Source organism: Amycolatopsis minnesotensis (genome assembly GCF_039529815.1).
In the GTDB taxonomy this organism is placed as follows: Bacteria; Actinomycetota; Actinomycetes; order Mycobacteriales; family Pseudonocardiaceae; genus Amycolatopsis; species Amycolatopsis minnesotensis.
Map to the genome: position 1 here is coordinate 155,036 of NZ_BAAANN010000013.1, position 15,568 is coordinate 170,603.

Here is a 15,568-nt window from a genome sequence, read left to right on the forward strand (position 1 = left end):
AGTCAGGTTAGTAGTCGTTAACTACAAGCCCGATGTTAGCGACCGCTAACCAAGACGTCCAGTGGGCGCGAACGATGGCGACACGAAAGAAGGGAGCCCCCTGGGGAGCTCCCTTCCTTCCGCGCCCGGTGCAGGGCTCAGCCGGCGGCTGAGGTGAGCGCCGGAAGATAACCCTTGGCCTGACCACTCTTGTTCGGGTGGTACGACTCGTCGACCGGCCAGGTGAGGCTGTTCAGCCACCAGTCGCCCGAGCAGATCTCGTGGCCGGTGAACGGACCACGAACATCGACGAACGTGGCGCCCGCGGCCGAGGCGCGAGCGGAGATCACGGAAGCCAACGCGTCGGAACCCGAGTTGATCGCCGTGCGCTTCGCATCACTGAGGCCGACGTCGCACGAGCCGGGCACCTTGTAGATCCGCGGGTACCCGACCACCACCAGCTTCGCGGCGGGCGCCTTCGACTTCACCTTCGAGTACACGCTGTCAAGCAGGCCCGGCAACGTCTTGGCGGCGTAGTCCTTCGCCGTGTTGACCCGGTTCTGGCAGTCCTGGTCCGAGCCGAGCGTGCACTTCGTGATCACGTCGACGAATCCGGCGTCGTTCCCACCGACCGAGACCGTGACCAGGTTGGTGCCGGACTTGATGGAGTCGGCCTGCTTGAGCACGTCCGGCGTGCGTGCGCCGGAGCAGGCGACGAAGGTCAGCTGAGTGCCGGAGTGGGCCTTCGCCCAAAGGTTCGGGTACGCGTTCGCGCTGCGCTTGCAAGACCCGGAGTCGCCGTAGTCACCGGCGCCGACTCCCGAAGAGTAGGAATCGCCGAGCGCAGCGTAGGTCGAGGCTTGGACGGCCGATGCCGGCGTGGCCATGCCGACCGCAGCCAGCATGGCGACCGCGATGGCCGCCAATGATCGTCGTGAGGTGATCCGAGCAGGGACGGACATGGTGTGACACCCCTCAGTAATGGATAAACGCGAAGTATCAGTACCACGTGGACGGGCAACGTTGGCCGAATCACGGCACAGGTAACCCGAGTGGCCCAAGCCATCGGTCGGGAAAATAAGGTTAGCGATCGCTAACTTTGCCGCATATGATGGGAAAATGTCGACCACCCCGACTCCGCTCACCAACGGCGAGAAGGCCAGCCGCCGGGAACAGATCCTCGCCGCAGCGGCCGAACTCTTCGCCAGGCACGGTTTCCACGGTGTCGGCATCGACGACATCGGCGCTGCGGTCGGCATCTCGGGCCCCGCTCTTTACCGCCACTTCCGGAGCAAGGACGCCATGCTCGGCGAGATGCTGGGCTCGATCAGCCGGTTCCTGCTCGACGGGGGCACGGCGCGAGCAGCGGAAGCGGAAGCCCCGGAGACCACGCTCGGTGAACTCGTGCGGTTCCACGTCGACTTCGCGCTTTCCCACCCTTCGCTCATCACGGTCCAGGAGCGCAACCTCGCCAATCTCACCGACACCGATCGCAGACAGGTCCGCGCGTTGCAGCGCCGCTACGTCGAGGTCTGGGTCGGCGCGATCTCGGCGGCGGTGCCCGGCGTCGGCGAGGCCGAAGCCCGGTCGGCGGCGCACGCGGTGTTCGGCCTGATCAACTCCACGCCGTACAACCGCTACCTCGGCGAAGGCGACCTCGCCGATCTCCTGAGCAGGCTGGCTTTGGGCGCGCTTCGCGCCGCGGGGTAACGCGATCGGGTGTCCTGGCGGCGCCACTGTGCCAAAACCAGCCACTGGTGTTTGATAGGCACGTGGAGCCCGACGGCAGCGGTGACGAGCAGCAGAAGCTCGTCGAGAAGGCACAGCGTGCCCTCGTCGCTATGCAACTCGGCGAGGACGACGAGGCATTGGACGAGGTCGCGCCTTCGGCGGCCGAGGACGACGACCGGTCCGCCGAAACGCGCGCGCTGATGCTGCTCCTGTTCGGCGAATGCAGCCAGATGGTGGCGACGCTGGGCGACGGAGGCAGCGCACCGGTCAAGGTGCAGGTCTTCGACGAGGACGGCGAGGAAGTCTCCATCGATCAAGCGGACCCACCGGTGCGCACCGCCGTCCGCACTCTGCTGGCCGAAGTGCACGGCAACACCGAGGCCGCCGTGGAACAGGTGGAGATCGCACTGGCCAACGCCGCACCGGACGAGGTGGACAGCCTGGTGCTGCAGGCTTTGCGCTGGACCGTGCGCCTGTCGACGGAATGCCTGGAACGGGACCTCCCGGTCGCGCCCTGGATCTCCGAAGCCGTGGCGGACTGACCCGCTCCAGAAAATTTTCGCACAAATGTTCCACTCGCTCAAACAACTGTTCGCCTCTGTCGGTGTCCCGGGTTACAGTCGATTCATGGAACTCTCAGACGCAATGGACATTCTGACGGAAGAGGATGCGGTCGAGGCTCGGTCGCATGCTCGGAGACTACGCGCGATCGCGCACATCGCGCGCCAGGTAGGGCGGCGAAGAGCGATCGAACAAATCGCGAAAGCTTCTCATATAACAAAAAGCGCCGCGGAAAGACGGGTCGGCCTCGCGCTCGCGCTGACGACGTACCTGCCGAACACGCTGGCGGCGATGGAGGCCGGGCTACTGGACGAGTACAAGGCCTCGAAAGTGTTCGAGGCGACCTCCTACCTGGAGGAAGGGAAAGCACGAGAGGTGGACACGCTCGTCGTCGAACGGTTCGCGGGGAAGAACCCCAGCGAGCTGCGGCGGATCGTGAACTCGATCGTTCTGCAGGTCGATCGGCAGGGATATGAGGAACGGCGGCGGATTCGGCGTGTCCAACGGATGCTGCGGATCGTCCACCGTGACCACGCGTCCTCGTCCGTGATCGCGCGATTGCCGATGGAGCAGGCGGTCGCGCTGTACAAAGCCTGCGACGACGATGCCCGCGACGCCAAGAAGCTGGGTGACTCGAGGACGCTCGATCAGTTGCGGGCCGACGCACTGGTCGAACGGTGCCTGGTCGGAGTGGCTCCGGCGCCGTCGCCCGCCGGACGGCCTCCCAGACTGCTTCGCTGGCAGGAAATCCTTGCCGGAAAACGCACTCGCAAAGCCAACGACAGGCGCAGGCCAGGAGGCACGTCGGGGCCCGACCGGTTCGCAGGCAAAGGCGGCGCACCGCCAACGCCCAGCACTCCTAAGATCGTGCACCTGCACCAGGAGCCGCACACGCCAGGCTACTGGCTCTAACCGGCCTCGACGGTGCTCACTGACAGATACCCTGGTGCACAGGGGCTGACAAGCAAGCATCTGTTTCCGCAACAGCAATGAACCGCACCATCAAATGACAACACTGAACCACACCACACCGACCGATCGGTGCCGCTTGTGAGAGTAGGCAAGATATCTCGGACGGCAACAGTGTCCTCATCGGACACCCGCCTCCGGATACCTCTCGAGCGCCTGGTGCGCACTCTTCGCGTTGCTGCACCTTTACTGGACGGCCGGTGGGAGCATCGGACTGGCGTCCTCGGCAGGGATGGATCTCGCCGACGTCGGCCGGGGTGGTTCGTGACGTTCGGCCTGTGGGGTGTGGCGCTGCTGCTGTTCATCGGCGCAGTGTTCAGCTTGTGCCCGGTGCGCTGGCGACCGCCGGTGCCACTCCGCAAAGTCATGCTGGTGCTCGGATACTTGGGCGGTGGCGCACTGCTGCTCCGCGGTGCGCTGATGGAGGTCGTCCTCCTCTCCGGACCGGGTGGTATCGCGGCGTCCGTCGGGCCGCTGGAAACACATTGGAGCCTGATCCTCTGGAACCCCTGATTCGCCGTCGGCGGCATCTTGGTGATGCTGGCGACCCGGTGCGTCCACCTCGTCACGAAGGGGAAACCGCTGACAGCACGACAAAACGAGCGCAGATCTCCGGTGCGACTGGCTGTCGCACGAAGCCAGGCTCCTGTGACCGTAGAACAGCCATCCGCGATACCGGCTTGTCTTGGTGGCCTCACTGAGCGGCCCGCCTGTGGCCGAACATTTCTCGGCAGGTTGGGCACAGCTGGCCAGCTTGGTAAGCACGGGTGTGCCATACGGTGCCCGTCACGCGACCCGAACTGGTCACGCTACGACGCGGCACCGGAACTGAACCACCCGCGAACATGTGCACGAATCATTCGAGCAACGCCTTCACCAGACCGGCGATCTGGTCGGTCTCGATCAGGAAGGAGTCATGCCCATAGGGCGAACTGATCACTTCGGCCGCACCGGCGGCCGGGACACCGGCGGCCAGCTCCTCCGACTGGTACAGCGGATACAGCCGGTCACTGTCCACACCGGCGACCACCGTTCGCGCGCGCACACGGCGCAGCGCCGACCCGATTCCGCCGCGGTCGCGCCCGACGTCATGGGTGTTCATCGATTCGGTGAGCACCACGTAGCTGGCCGCGTCGAAACGGCGGACCAGCTTCGCGGCATGATGGTCTACATAGGACTCAACGGAGAACCTGCCACCGCGAAGCGGATCCTCGGCGACTTGAGGAGACCTGCCGAAGCGTTGCGACAGTTCCGGTTCGCTGCGGTAGGTCACGTGCGCGATGCGACGCGCGACGCCGAGCCCGATGTGAGGGCCTTCGCCGTCGGGTAGGTCGTGGTAGTCGCCGCCGCGCCAACCCGGGTCGCCCCTGATAGCGTGCAGTTGCGGCGACGCCCACGCGATCTGCTCGGCGGAGGCTGCCGCGGGGGCTGCGAGCACCAGCAGGGCTGCGACCCGGTCCGGCAGGCCGACGCCCCACTCCAACGCACGCATCCCGCCCATCGAACCGCCGACGACAGCGGCCCACCGTTCGATGCCGAGTTCGTCCGCGAGCACGGTTTCCGCCTTGACCTGGTCGCGAACCGTTGTCACCGGGAATCGGCTGCCCCATGGCCTTCCCTCCGAGTCCGGCGACGCGGGCCCGGTCGTACCCTGGCATCCACCGAGCACGTTCGGTACCACCACGAAGAACTCGGTCGTGTCGAGCGCCTTGCCGGGACCGATGAGCCCGTCCCACCAGCCGGGGCTGGGATGTCCGGGTTCGACGTCGCCCACGGCATGGCTGTCGCCGGTCAGCGCGTGCTCCACCAGCACCGCGTTCGATCGGTCCGAGTTCAACGTCCCCCAAGTCTCGTAGGCGATGTCGATCCCGGGCAGCACGCCACCTGCCTCGAACGTGAACGCGCCGCGGCGGCGCGCCCAGGTCCGCCTTCCTGGTGGGTCGCCCGTCCGCCACGCGCCGGTGGCAGGCGGGCGACCGCTGGGAGGAAGGCTCAAAGCGACGCCTTCGCCGCCCTGAAGCCGGCGTCCAGGTCCGCCTTCAGGTCTTCGATGCCCTCCAAGCCGACGGCGAGCCGGATCAGGCCGGGGGTGACGCCGCTGGCGAGTTGTTCCTCCGACGAGAGCTGGCTGTGTGTGGTCGACGCCGGGTGCACGATGAGGCTGCGCACGTCGCCCAGGTTCACCAGTTGGCTGTGCAGTTCGGTGCCGTCGACGAACGCACGGCCCGCGGCGACGCCGCCTCGCAGGTCGAAGGACAGCACCGCGCCGGCGCCGCCGGGGAGGTACTTCTGCGCGGCCTGGTAATGCGGGCTCGACGGCAGGCTGGCGTAGTAGACCTGCTCGACCTCGTCACGCTGCTCCAGCCATTCGGCGAGCGCCTTCGCGTTGGTGACGTGGCGTTCGATCCGCAGCGACAGGGTCTCGATGCCCTGCAGGATGAGGAAGCTGTTCAGCGGCGCGATGGCGGCGCCGGTGTCCCGCAGCAACTGCACGCGGGCCTTGGCCGCGAACGCACCCGGGCCGAGTGCCTCCCAGTACTTCAGGCCGTGGTAGCTCGGGTCGGGCTCGGTGAAGCCGGGGAACCGCGCCGGGTCGGCGCCGAAGTCGAAGGTGCCGGCGTCAACCAGCGCACCGGCGACGGTGGTGCCGTGGCCGCCGAGGTACTTCGTGGCGGAGTGCACGACGACGTCGGCGCCGTGCTCGATCGGGCGCAGCAGGTACGGCGTCGGAATGGTGTTGTCGACGATCAGCGGCACCCCGGATTCGTGCGCGGCGTCGGCCACCGCGCGCACGTCGAGCACGTTGCTGCCCGGGTTCGCGAGCGTTTCGGCGAAGAACAGCTTGGTGTTGGGCCGGACCGCGGCCTTCCACTGCTCGACGTCGTCCTGATCGTCGATGAAGGTGACCTCGATGCCGAGCTTCGGCAGGGTGTAGTGGAACAGGTTGTAGGTGCCGCCGTAGAGGGACGGGCTCGACACGAAGTGGTCGCCGGCACCGGCGAGGTTCAGGATCGCGGCCGTGGTCGCGGCGGAACCGGAGGCGAACGCGAGCGCCGCGACGCCGCCTTCGAGCGAGGCGAGCCGCTGCTCCAGCACGTCCTGCGTCGGGTTGTTGATCCGCGTGTAGATGTTGCCCGGCTCGGCGAGGCTGAACAGATCGGCACCGTGCTGGGTGTCGCGGAAAACGTAGGACGTCGTCTGGTAAATCGGCGTGGCACGGGCGCCGGTCGCCGGATCGGGCGCGGCACCCGCGTGGATCTGCCTGGTTTCGAACGACCACGCACTGGTTTCTTCGGCGCTCATCGGAACTCCCTGCTCAGTGGATCGGACCTGCCCGCGCCGCCGACGCTAACCACCGGCGCGGACACACCCAACCCACTCCCATCCCGTGGGAGACGCGCTACCCGTTCGGGTGCATGGGGAACCATGCGCTCACCCTCGGGCGACCACGATGCGGACACCCACGAAACCGCCTCCGCCGATGACCCGAACCGGCCGAAAAAGGAGATCCACTGCAGACCCGGACAGCGCTTCTAGTCCCGCTGCTGGAGGGCGAATCGGTTTCCCTCGCTGTCGACGAACATGGACCACCATCCCCATGGCTGTTCTTCCGGCACAGCGGGGAATTCCACGCCCTTCGCGGACAGTTCACGGTAGGTCTTCTCGATGTCGTCGGCGTAGAAGAAGAAATTCGAGGTCGGCAGTTCACCCCTGCCCTCGAACGTTTTCCGATCGGCGGGATCCGTGCTCAGCACGAGCACGGTCCTGTCATCGGCGGAGGTCACCTCGACCCACCTGGCACCACTGTCGTCGTAGGGCACGTCCGTGGTGACGGTGAACCCGACGATCTCGGACCAGAACTCCTTGGCGCGCTGCTGGTCCTGCACGCCGAGCACGATTTTGCTGACTCCTCGGATGGCCACGAAAGACTCCTTTGTATCCACTTTGGATATAACGAGGGCGGAGTGTATGCTCGCGGCATGCCCGACGGCAACCCTCCCCCGCTGACGCCGGCCGGCTTCCAGGTGGCACTCGCGCTGGCCAGCGGTCATGCGCACGGGTACGGGATCATGGCGTTCATCGCCGAGGTCACCGATGGCGCGGCACAGCTCGGGCCCGGCACCCTGTATCGGACACTGTCGCGGCTCGCGGCCGACGGACTCGTGGAGGAGACCACGGACATCACCGACGGCGCCCCCCACGACGCGCGGCGCCGGAACTACCGGCTCACCGGCCTGGGCAGGCGCGCTGCCGAACGGGAAGCCAGGCAGCTGAGCGCATTGCTCGACGCGGCTTCCGCGGCAGGCCTCGCCGATACGGGACGGGCCGAGTCCGCATGAACCGTGTCCCCGCAAGCACTGCCCTGCGGAGCGGGGCAGCCGTGAAGGGTGTGTATCGATGAGCACCAGCCGGGTACTCGGCCTCGCGCCACACCTGTTCGTCCAGGACGTCGAAGGGGCATTGGCCTTCTACCGCAAGGCCTTCGGCGCCGTCGAGCTGTTCCGCAACCGGCTGCCCACCGGCGTGATCCTGTTCGTCGAACTCGCCGTCGGAGAGGCGAGACTGCTCGTCAGCGAGGAAATCCCCCAGCTGAACGCGCTCGCGCCGCCCACCGTCGGCGGCTGCCCGATGCTGCTCACGCTCGAGACCGAGGATCCCGACGATCTCGCCAGGCGCGCGGTCTTCGCGGGTGCGGAGGTCGAGGCCCCGGTGGAGGAACTGTTCTTCGGCGAGCGCTACGGCCGCGTGCGCGACCCGTTCGGCCATCGGTGGGCACTGACCACGAAACGCGAACTGTTCACGCCGGAGGACATCGACGCCCGCGCCCCGCGGGAGGTTTGACGTGGCTTCGGTGCGCAGTGTCGTCGACCGGGTCGGCCCGACCCTGATGCGGTCGATCCTGCTGCCGGAGGACTGCCCGGCGGTGGCCGACGTGGTGATCGCCGAACCGGGCACCCCAGGGCACCTCGCCGCGGGCGATCTGGTGCTGGCCGTCGCGACGACGCGTGTCGAGGACGCGACCGCGCTGGTCAGGTCGAGCGCGTCGCAGGGCGCGGCCGCGGTGCTGTTCAAGCCGCCGCTCGCCGGGAAACCCGTGGTGCGGCAGGCCGCGAAATCGGCCGCCATCGCGCTCATCGAGGTGCGCGCGGCCGCGTCGTGGGCACAGCTCGTCTGGCTGCTGCGCACGGTGCTGGACGCGATCGCCGACGAATCGGAATCGCTCGAGGACACCGGCTCCAGCGACCTGTTCCGGCTGGCCGACGCGGTCGCCTCCGTCGTGGACGCGCCGGTGACCATCGAGGACACCAACTCGCGCGTGCTCGCGTATTCGGCGCGGCAGGACCTGACCGACCCGGCACGGGTGTCCACGATCATGGGCCGCCGCATCCCCGACGACGTGCTGGCGCGGTTCCGCTCGCGCGGGGTCTTCCGCGAGCTGTCCCGCGGCAGGCAGACGATCTTCGTGCCCGCGCAGCGCGACGGCACGCTGCCGAGGCTGATCGTGCCGATCAGGATGGGCGGCGAGCTGCTCGGGTCGATGTGGGCGGTCGTCTCCGGCCCGGTGTCGGACGAGCGCGCGGCCGCGTTCGCCGACGCGGCGCCGGTCGTCGCGCTGCACCTGCTGCGACGGCGGGCCCATGCCGACGCGCAGCGCCGCGCGTCGGAGGAGCTGCTGCGCGCGGTATTGGAAGGCAGGGCGAGCCCGCGCAAGGTGATGGCGGAGCTCGAACTGTCCGACGAACCGCACCGGGTGGTCGCCGTCGACGCCGAGCAGGAGGGCCTGCGGCTGTCCCTGCTGGAACGCATCGCCTCCGGAGTGGGCAGGCGGCCGGTGGCCACCGAACTGGGCGGCCTGCTCTACGCCGTCGTCCCGGATGGTGACGCGTGGAGCGCGCTTCGGGGCGCGCTGGCCGCGGTGCCGAACGAAGTCAGGATCGCGGCGGGCGGCGCGGGAGAAGTCGGCGAACTCGCACGCTCGCGCCGGCAGGCGGAGGAAGCGCTCGGGCTGCTGCGCGCCCGGCTCGTGCCGGGACGCGTGGTCACCTTCGAAGAGGTGTGGACGGCGCTGACGCTGCATCGCGCCGCCACCGCGGCGACCGCCGCTTCGATCGGCGAGCTGGGTCCGCTCGCCCTGGTGCGCGCTCACGACGAAGCGAACGGCGCCGGCTACCTGGACACGCTCTACCAGTGGCTGCGGCACCCCGGCGATCCGAGGGCGGCCGCGCGCGAGCTGCGGATCCACCCCAACACGTTGCGGTACCGGATGCGGCGAGTGCTCGAGATCGCGCCGCTCGACCTCGACGATGCCGACACCAGGCTCGCCCTGCTCACCCAGTTGATAAGCCTTCGCTGGGCCTGATTACTCCACTCGGTTCCCGCCGAAAGGCCCGAAAAACCCCGTCCTGGGCACATTTTCATCACATCGGGGACTTTGTCGTGACCCGTTGGCTACGTTTCGCGTCGACCACTTGGGGTCACACTTCGCATTCGAGGAGTTGCCGATGAGCACTCGTTCCCGAATCCGCCGTATCGCACAAGCCGGCGCCGTCGCCGGGCTGACCATGGCCTGCCTGATGGTCCCCGGCACCTCGTCGGTCGGGGCCGCGCCCGCACCGGCAACCGCGCGGGCCGACTGCTTCACCCCGCAGAACCCCGCCCAGCGCGGCAAGGACGGCGACGCGAACGACCTGACCCCCGCGCAGGCAGCGGCCGTCGAACGCGACATGACGGCGAAACTGGCCGGGAAGGCGGCGACCGCGCGGCTCGCGGCGACGAACATCCCCGTCTACTTCCACGTGATCACCGACGGCTCGAAGGGCAACATTTCCGACGCCACGATCGCGAAGCAGATCTCGGTGCTCAACAGCGCCTACGCGAAGGCCGGGTTCAGCTTCTCGCTCGCGAAGACGGACCGCACGAACAAAGCTGCCTGGTACAACGGCATCACCGACGGCTCGAGCGCCGAAACGCAGATGAAGAACGCGCTGCACACCGGCGGCGCGAACGTGCTCAATCTCTACACCGCCTCGCTCGGTGACGACCTGCTCGGCTGGGCGACGTTCCCGTGGAGCTACCAATCGAGCCCGAAGATGGACGGCGTGGTCATGCTCGACACGTCGGTGCCGGGCGGTTCCGCGACGAACTACAACGAGGGCGACACCGCGACGCACGAGATCGGGCACTGGCTCGGGCTCTACCACACGTTCCAGGGCGGTTGCTCGGGTTCGGGCGACTACGTCGCCGACACCCCGGCCGAGGCGAGCCCGACCTCGGGCTGCCCGGCGAACAAGGACACCTGCACCGCGGCGGGCAAGGACCCGATCCACAACTTCATGGACTACAGCTACGACAACTGCATGACCGAGTTCACCGCGGGGCAGGGCACCAGGATGAAGAACTCCTGGACGTCCTACCGCGCGTGACACAGGACGCGCGGCCCGGCACCCCCCGCCGGGCCGCGCGCCATCCACCCCCGGACCCGCGTCACGGCACGAGCAGCGTCTTCCCCAACGCCGTCCTCGCTTCGATCGCCGCGTGCGCGTCCGACGCCTTCGCGAGCGGGAACCGCTGGCCGATCACCGGGCGCAGCCGCCCCGCCGCGGCCTCGGCCAGTGCCGCCTCCGCGGCCTTGCGCACTTCCCCCGGCCCACCGAGCACCGAACCGAGCGGCACGACCGCGATCCCCCGCCGCGCGGCGACCTCCGGATCCGGTGACGACATCTCCCCGCTGGCCGCGCCGTGCACGAGGAAGCGGCCGCCCCGCGAAACCACCTCGAACGCCTCCGCGCCGATCCGCCCGCCGACGCCGTCGAACACGACATCGACCGCCCCCACCGCGGCCGCCCACCCCGGCTCGCGGTAGTCGACGGTCTCGTCCGCGCCGAGTTCCCGTGCCTGCGCGAGCTTCGCCGCCGACCCCGCCGCGGCGACCACGTGCGCGCCCGCGGACTTGGCGAGTTGCACCAGCAGGCTGCCGACGCCACCGCCCGCGGCTTCCACGAGCACCCGGTCACCCGTCTCGATCCCGGCCGCCCACAGCAGCCCGAACGCGGTGCGGCCGTCGGCGAGCAGCGCCACGGCCGTGTCGAGGCCGACCCCCTGTGGCACCTCGATCAGCCCGTCCGCCGGGACCGCGACCCGTTCCGCGTAGGCGCCGGAGCCCCCGGTCGAGGTGACCACCGTCGCGCCGAGCAGCCCCGGGTCCACCCCCGGCCCGAGCCCGCTCACCACCCCGCCGACGCCGTTTCCCGGCACCACCGGCAGCGCGACGTCCCGCAGCGCCGGGTTCGGGAAGCGCCCCGACCGGAACTGCGTTTCGACGAAGACGACGTTTACGAACGCCACCTCCACGAGCACCTCACCCGGCCGCGGTTCCGGCTCCGGCGCCGCGCCGAGCTTCAGCATCTCGGGACCGCCGAACTCCTCCAGCCAAACCGCTCTCATCGCGTTCCTTCCCCCGTGGCCCCTGCCGTCAACGCTCACAGCCTGCAACCTCAACCGCGGTAGAGGTCAAGGCACTTGTCCTATAAGCACTATGAAAAAGGTCCAATACTGTCCTCTCAGCACGATGACACCGCTGTCCGGGTGGTTCACCGTGGTCACCACCACGTCATTACCCAGGCACCCCCGCGCAGTACATCTCCAGGAGGCCGCAAGTGCGCATCGCCGTCCCCCGTGAAGTCAAGAAGCACGAATACCGGGTCGCGCTGACCCCGGCAGGCGTCCACGAGCTGACCGGCCGCGGCCACGACGTGTTCGTCGAAACCGGCGCGGGCATCGGGTCCTCCATCACCGACGAGGAGTACCTCGCCGCCGGCGCGAAGATCCTCGCCACCGCCGAGAAGACCTGGGCGGAGGGCGAGCTCGTCCTCAAGGTCAAGGAGCCGATCGCCACCGAGTACCCGCGCCTGCGCCGGGACCAGGTGCTGTTCACCTACCTGCACATCGCGGCCGACCGCCCGCTCACCGACGCGCTGCTCGCCTCGGGAACCACCGCGATCGCCTACGAAACCGTGCAGAAGCCGAACGGCGCGCTTCCGCTGCTCGCCCCGATGTCGGAGGTCGCGGGCAGGCTCGCGCCCCAGGTCGGCGCCTTCTCGCTGATGAAGCCGAGTGGCGGGCGCGGCGTGCTGCCCGGCGGCATCCCCGGCGTGCACCCGGCGCGCGTGGTCGTCATCGGCGGCGGTGTCGCCGGCATCAACGCGGCGCGCGTCGCACTCGGCCTCGGTTCCGACGTCGAGATCCTGGACACCAACGTCGACCGGCTCCGCCAGATCGACAACGACTTCGGCGGCCGCATCCGCACGGTCACGTCGAACCGGCTCTCCGTCGAGGAAGCCGTGCTCGAAGCCGACCTCGTCGTCGGCGCCGTTCTGGTGCCGGGCGCGAAGGCGCCGAAACTGGTGTCGAACGACCTGGTGTCGAGGATGAAGCCGGGCAGCGTGCTCGTCGACATCGCGATCGACCAGGGCGGCTGCTTCGCGGATTCCCGCCCGACGACCCACGACGAGCCGACCTACCAGGTGCACGACTCGGTCTTCTACTGCGTGGCGAACATGCCGGGCGCGGTGCCGAGGACGTCGACCTACGGGCTGACGAACGTGACGCTGCCGTACGCGGTGCAGCTCGCCGAGCACGGCTGGCACGCGGCGCTGCGCGCGGACGACAGCCTCGCGAAGGGTCTCAACACGCACGACGGCAAGCTGACGAATGGGCCCGTCGCGGTCGCGCACGGCCTCGAACACACCGAGTTGAACACCGTTCTTTCCTGACCAGTGAGTTGAACACCGTTCTTCTTCGGTGAAGTAAGCGCAAGCGGGCGCCCGCTGCCGAGCATCGGCGGCGGGCGTTTTCCGTTTTTCACCGGAGCCGCCGGACAAAGGGCGGAAAGCCGGTGGCGGCAAAGGGAAGTGGAGACAAAGGGGCGGCCCGCTCAACCAGCCTGGGGGTCACTGGGAGCGGGCCGCCACGTACTAGCTTAGGTAATAACCGCGGAGTTCGCTGCACCGGGTCTCCACTTTCCCTCGAATACTTCTTCACCCGCCGCGACCGCTCCCGGCGATCCCTTCCGCCGCAAGGCCCGGACCTGGCCTTTCAGCGATAAAAACGCTTCAGTGATCCACTGGCACCCGAGACCGAGGGTGACGAACGTCGCTTCTGCAGCACAACACCCCCTGCCTCCGCATCCGCCGGTCGAGGTACGGCAGGATGTCGCCTGTCACATATCCGGCGATCAAGGAGGAGGCGGAAGCATGCAGCACGACGGCAGCGGCCGCATCGCCGTGCAGAACCTCAGCAAGCACTTCGGCCCGGTCGCCGCCGTGCAGAACCTGAGCTTCACCGTGGAACCCGGCTCGGTAACCGGTTTCCTCGGGCCCAACGGTGCGGGTAAGACGACGACGCTGCGCATGCTGCTCGGCCTCGTCACCCCGTCCAGTGGTGTCGCGACGATCAACGGCAGGACGCACGACCAGCTCGGCAACCCGGCGACGGTGGTCGGGTCCGTGCTGGAGAACGAAGGCTTCCATCCGAAACGGTCGGCCCTGAACCACCTGCGGGTGTACGCCGCCGCGATCGGCGTGCCGGACCGGCGCGCCGAAGAGGTGCTCGGGCTCGTCGGCCTGTCCTCGGCCGCGCATCGGAGGGCGGGCGACTTCTCCCTCGGCATGCGGCAGCGGCTCGCACTGGCGACGGCACTGCTCGGCAACCCCCAGGTGCTCGTGCTGGACGAGCCAGCGAACGGCCTCGACCCCGAGGGCATCGTGTGGCTGCGGAACTTCCTGCGCGCCTACGCCAGGGAAGGGCGGACCGTGCTGGTCTCGAGCCACCTGCTCAGCGAGGTCGAGCAGACCATCGACCAGGTGGTGATCATCAGCGCCGGGATGACGCGGTACTTCGGCTCGCTCGAACAGCTCCGGCAGGGCCAGCGGTCGCGGGTGCTGGTGCAGCCCTCCGACGCGGGCGAACTCGTGAAAGCGTTGCAGGAGAACGGGATCACGCAGCTCGAACCGACTCAGGACGGGCGGGTCGCGGTGTCCGGCGCGACCGTGCAGCAGATCGGTGACATCGCGTCGAAGGCCGGTGTCGCGCTTTACGGCATGCAGGAGGAGCGCGCGGACCTCGAGCAGCTCTTCTTCCAGCTGACGCAGGGCCAGTACTCGGCGCCGCAGCCGCAGTACGGCCAGCCACCGCAGCAGGGCGGCTGGGGCGGCCCGCCGTCGGGTCCGCAGCAACAGCAGCAGTACCCGCCGAACTACCAGCAGCAGCAACCACCACCGGGACATCAGCAGCCGGGCCAGCAGGGCGGCGGCTGGGGAGGGCAGGGCTGATGGGCAGGCTGATCAAGGCCGAGTTCCGCAAGACGCTGACCCTCAACACCTGGTGGATCCTGCTGATCCCGCTGGTGGTCGTCTCCTTCTGGATGTCGTTCGCGTGGGGCAACATCACCAACGACTTCGCCAGCTACATCGGCAGCGGCATCGCGCGCGAGCTCGCCGCATCCATCGGGCTCTCGCCGGACAACCTCCCGGTGGGTCTGCTGGCGATCTCGCACGGGGTGAACATCACCCAGCTCATCCCGGCGGTCTTCGGGGTGTTCGCGCTCGCCGGCGAGTACAACAGCAAGACCATCACGACGACGTTCCTGACCGCCCCGAACCGGGTGTCGGCACTGACCGCGAAGATGATCTCCTACATCGCGTGGGGCGCGCTGTACGGCTTGCTGAGCTTCGGGGTCGCCGCGCTGGCCACGGTGATCACGGTGGACTCGCCGGGGCAGCCGAGCGGCGGGCAGTGGCTCGGCGCGCTGGGCGGCACGATCCTGGCCTACATCCTCGTGACGCTGTTCGGCATCGGGCTCGGCGCCGTGCTGAACAAGGTCGTGCTCGCGGTCCTGCTGGTGATCGGCTACTTCCTGATCATCGAGAACGTGCTCGTCCTGGTGCTGTGGAAGTGGGCGTCGGTCCTCGGCGGCATCCTGCCGAACGGCACCGCGAACGGCATCGTCGGCGGGATCGCGGCGGAGGCGTTCGGGTTCAACTCGCTGAACATCCCCGGTGACACGGGCCATTTCGACCAGCTCGGGCTCCAGCTCGCGGCGGGCGCGCCAGGGGTCATCTCGTGGTGGGCCTCAGCGCTGATCTTCGCCGGGTGGACCGCGGTGTTCTTCGTCGGCGGCTGGCTGTCGAACCAGAAGCGCGACATCACCTGACGATCGGGTCCCCCGTGATGGCCACCGCGACTCGTCGTGGTGGCCATCACGGCGTTCACGGCCTGTTCGCCAAGTGGCACGGGCGACAGGGCCGGACGACAGGGCCGGACGACAGCG

The 15,568-nt window shown here is 68.4% G+C and carries 16 protein-coding genes; 11 read left to right on the forward strand and 5 right to left on the reverse strand.

Annotation, left to right across the window (positions count from 1 at the left end; translation table 11 throughout):
* Nucleotides 1-137: 137 nt before the first annotated feature.
* The gene (locus tag ABD256_RS18325; RefSeq protein WP_344419705.1) at nt 138-941 is read right to left on the reverse strand and encodes an SGNH/GDSL hydrolase family protein; all 804 of its coding nucleotides are present in this window, start codon (nt 939-941) and stop codon (nt 138-140) included.
* Between the two features lie 157 nt (nt 942-1,098).
* Here ABD256_RS18325 and ABD256_RS18330 point away from each other — a divergent pair, with 157 nt between their 5' ends.
* The 4 genes from ABD256_RS18330 (at nt 1,099) to ABD256_RS18345 (ending at nt 3,753) form a co-directional block, all read left to right on the forward strand.
* Complete coding sequence (locus ABD256_RS18330) at nt 1,099-1,689, forward strand: SACE_7040 family transcriptional regulator (protein WP_344419708.1); 591 nt, start codon at nt 1,099-1,101, stop codon at nt 1,687-1,689.
* Between the two features lie 62 nt (nt 1,690-1,751).
* Nucleotides 1,752-2,252, forward strand: coding sequence for a hypothetical protein (locus ABD256_RS18335; protein ID WP_344419711.1), 501 nt, complete (start codon nt 1,752-1,754; stop codon nt 2,250-2,252).
* A gap of 85 nt (nt 2,253-2,337) precedes the next feature.
* The gene (locus ABD256_RS18340; RefSeq protein WP_344419714.1) at nt 2,338-3,183 is read left to right on the forward strand and encodes a DUF222 domain-containing protein; all 846 of its coding nucleotides are present in this window, start codon (nt 2,338-2,340) and stop codon (nt 3,181-3,183) included.
* A gap of 321 nt (nt 3,184-3,504) precedes the next feature.
* A complete protein-coding gene (locus ABD256_RS18345; protein ID WP_344419716.1) occupies nt 3,505-3,753 on the forward strand; it encodes a hypothetical protein in 249 nt (82 codons plus the stop codon).
* A gap of 343 nt (nt 3,754-4,096) precedes the next feature.
* Here the strand turns inward: ABD256_RS18345 and metX are convergent, their stop codons facing one another.
* The 3 genes from metX to ABD256_RS18360 all read right to left on the reverse strand — a co-directional run bounded on the left by metX (nt 4,097) and on the right by ABD256_RS18360 (nt 7,163).
* Nucleotides 4,097-5,236, reverse strand: a complete 1,140-nt coding sequence (metX, locus tag ABD256_RS18350; protein ID WP_344419719.1) for a homoserine O-acetyltransferase MetX — start codon at nt 5,234-5,236, stop codon at nt 4,097-4,099.
* Nucleotides 5,233-6,543 carry a bifunctional o-acetylhomoserine/o-acetylserine sulfhydrylase gene (locus ABD256_RS18355; protein WP_344419722.1) on the reverse strand — a complete coding sequence of 437 codons (1,311 nt, stop codon included), beginning with the start codon at nt 6,541-6,543 and terminating at the stop codon, nt 5,233-5,235. The genes metX and ABD256_RS18355 overlap by 4 nt, the downstream gene beginning before the upstream one ends.
* A gap of 230 nt (nt 6,544-6,773) precedes the next feature.
* Complete coding sequence (locus tag ABD256_RS18360) at nt 6,774-7,163, reverse strand: glyoxalase superfamily protein (RefSeq protein WP_344419725.1); 390 nt, start codon at nt 7,161-7,163, stop codon at nt 6,774-6,776.
* 57 nt (nt 7,164-7,220) lie between these two features.
* Here ABD256_RS18360 and ABD256_RS18365 point away from each other — a divergent pair, with 57 nt between their 5' ends.
* The 4 genes from ABD256_RS18365 to ABD256_RS18380 all read left to right on the forward strand — a co-directional run bounded on the left by ABD256_RS18365 (nt 7,221) and on the right by ABD256_RS18380 (nt 10,664).
* Nucleotides 7,221-7,580: a PadR family transcriptional regulator gene (locus tag ABD256_RS18365; protein ID WP_344419728.1), complete on the forward strand. Its 360-nt coding sequence runs from the start codon at nt 7,221-7,223 to the stop codon at nt 7,578-7,580.
* 58 nt (nt 7,581-7,638) lie between these two features.
* Nucleotides 7,639-8,082, forward strand: coding sequence for a VOC family protein (locus ABD256_RS18370; protein ID WP_344419731.1), 444 nt, complete (start codon nt 7,639-7,641; stop codon nt 8,080-8,082).
* Between the two features lies 1 nt (nt 8,083).
* Nucleotides 8,084-9,601, forward strand: coding sequence for a PucR family transcriptional regulator (locus ABD256_RS18375; RefSeq protein WP_344419734.1), 1,518 nt, complete (start codon nt 8,084-8,086; stop codon nt 9,599-9,601).
* 142 nt (nt 9,602-9,743) lie between these two features.
* The gene (locus ABD256_RS18380; RefSeq protein WP_344419737.1) at nt 9,744-10,664 is read left to right on the forward strand and encodes a zinc metalloprotease; all 921 of its coding nucleotides are present in this window, start codon (nt 9,744-9,746) and stop codon (nt 10,662-10,664) included.
* Nucleotides 10,665-10,725: 61 nt separating this feature from the next.
* Here ABD256_RS18380 and ABD256_RS18385 read toward each other — a convergent pair whose 3' ends face one another.
* A complete protein-coding gene (locus ABD256_RS18385; RefSeq protein WP_344419740.1) occupies nt 10,726-11,685 on the reverse strand; it encodes a zinc-binding dehydrogenase in 960 nt (319 codons plus the stop codon).
* A 212-nt stretch (nt 11,686-11,897) separates the two neighbouring features.
* On the opposite strand from ABD256_RS18385, the gene ald reads away from it, so the two are divergent.
* The 3 genes from ald to ABD256_RS18400 all read left to right on the forward strand — a co-directional run bounded on the left by ald (nt 11,898) and on the right by ABD256_RS18400 (nt 15,451).
* Complete coding sequence (ald, locus tag ABD256_RS18390; protein WP_344419743.1) at nt 11,898-13,013, forward strand: alanine dehydrogenase; 1,116 nt, start codon at nt 11,898-11,900, stop codon at nt 13,011-13,013.
* 480 nt (nt 13,014-13,493) lie between these two features.
* Nucleotides 13,494-14,570 (forward strand): ABC transporter ATP-binding protein, encoded by a 1,077-nt coding sequence (locus ABD256_RS18395; protein WP_344419746.1) that lies wholly within the window; start codon nt 13,494-13,496, stop codon nt 14,568-14,570.
* Nucleotides 14,570-15,451: an ABC transporter permease subunit gene (locus tag ABD256_RS18400; RefSeq protein WP_344419749.1), complete on the forward strand. Its 882-nt coding sequence runs from the start codon at nt 14,570-14,572 to the stop codon at nt 15,449-15,451. Before ABD256_RS18395 ends, ABD256_RS18400 begins: the two co-directional genes overlap by 1 nt.
* Nucleotides 15,452-15,568: the final 117 nt, after the last annotated feature.

Excerpts from the sequence above, each read along its gene's own strand:
- ABD256_RS18325 (WP_344419705.1), bottom strand. The coding sequence starts at position 941 with ATGTCCGTCCCTGCTCGGATCACCTCACGACGATCATTGGCGGCCATC.
- ABD256_RS18330 (WP_344419708.1), top strand. The coding sequence starts at position 1,099 with ATGTCGACCACCCCGACTCCGCTCACCAACGGCGAGAAGGCCAGCCGC.
- ABD256_RS18340 (WP_344419714.1), top strand. The coding sequence starts at position 2,338 with ATGGAACTCTCAGACGCAATGGACATTCTGACGGAAGAGGATGCGGTC.
- ABD256_RS18355 (WP_344419722.1), bottom strand. The coding sequence starts at position 6,543 with ATGAGCGCCGAAGAAACCAGTGCGTGGTCGTTCGAAACCAGGCAGATC.
- ABD256_RS18365 (WP_344419728.1), top strand. The coding sequence starts at position 7,221 with ATGCCCGACGGCAACCCTCCCCCGCTGACGCCGGCCGGCTTCCAGGTG.
- ABD256_RS18370 (WP_344419731.1), top strand. The coding sequence starts at position 7,639 with ATGAGCACCAGCCGGGTACTCGGCCTCGCGCCACACCTGTTCGTCCAG.
- ABD256_RS18380 (WP_344419737.1), top strand. The coding sequence starts at position 9,744 with ATGAGCACTCGTTCCCGAATCCGCCGTATCGCACAAGCCGGCGCCGTC.
- ABD256_RS18385 (WP_344419740.1), bottom strand. The coding sequence starts at position 11,685 with ATGAGAGCGGTTTGGCTGGAGGAGTTCGGCGGTCCCGAGATGCTGAAG.
- ABD256_RS18395 (WP_344419746.1), top strand. The coding sequence starts at position 13,494 with ATGCAGCACGACGGCAGCGGCCGCATCGCCGTGCAGAACCTCAGCAAG.
- ABD256_RS18400 (WP_344419749.1), top strand. The coding sequence starts at position 14,570 with ATGGGCAGGCTGATCAAGGCCGAGTTCCGCAAGACGCTGACCCTCAAC.